The sequence below is a fragment of the Capnocytophaga sp. oral taxon 338 str. F0234 genome (assembly GCF_000192225.1).
GTDB lineage: Bacteria > Bacteroidota > Bacteroidia > Flavobacteriales > Flavobacteriaceae > Capnocytophaga.
The window spans coordinates 1-807 of record NZ_GL872432.1 but is presented as its reverse complement, the minus strand read 5'-3'; the positions used below and the strand labels follow the sequence as shown (position 1 = coordinate 807).

At 31.5% G+C, this 807-nt stretch carries 1 protein-coding gene; it reads left to right on the top strand.

Going from position 1 to position 807, the window contains the following annotated elements; all coding sequences use genetic code 11:
- Positions 1-76: 76 nt before the first annotated feature.
- A complete protein-coding gene (locus tag HMPREF9071_RS11710; RefSeq protein ID WP_371258697.1) occupies positions 77-778 on the top strand; it encodes an IS1 family transposase in 702 nt (233 codons plus the stop codon).
- The last annotated feature ends 29 nt before the right edge of the window (positions 779-807 follow it).

Here is an 807-nt window from a genome sequence, read left to right as displayed (position 1 = left end):
AGGAGGTGATTTAAAAAGTATGATGAAGTAAAAAGTTGACAATTAGAGCAAAAAGTTGTATTTTTGTTGTGTGAAAATAAGAATAGAACTATATTGCCCCAATTGCCAGAGTGCAAAGGTAGTGAAAAATGGGAAAAAACCAAATGGAAAACAAAATTATCTTTGCAAGAATGAAGGATGTGGTCGTCAATTCATTGGAGACCATAATCTTACCTATAAAGGTTATCATTCAAACATTAATCGTAAAATAACCCTTATGCTTGTTAGAGGTGTAGGAATTAGAGATATTTCTAAAATAGAGGAAGTTAGCATAGGAAAAGTGCTTACTGTTTTAGCTAAATCTAGTTATTCTATAACACCTAAAAAGAAGCATTATGACCATATTGAAGTCGATGAATTTTGGACTTATGTTCAGAAGAAAGAGAACAAACAGTGGCTTATATATGCTTATGACAGAGAAACACGGGAAATTATAACTTATGTTTGGGGTAAAAGAGATTTAAGGACAGCTAAAAAGCTAAGAAAGCAACTTAAAGAACTGAATATCACTTATGATAGTATAGCAACTGATGATTGGAAAAGTTTTAAAACAACCTTTAAAGAAGATAAGCATCTAATAGGAAAAGCGTATACTGTTGGGATAGAGGGGAATAACTGTAAATTGAGACATAGAATAAAACGAGCTTTTCGAAAGACTTGTTGTTTTTCTAAGAAACTAATAAATCATCTAAAGGCCTTTGCTTTAGCTTTCTTTTATATCAATTATGGGTACATCTAAAGTTGTATCATACTTTTTGAAGCACCACC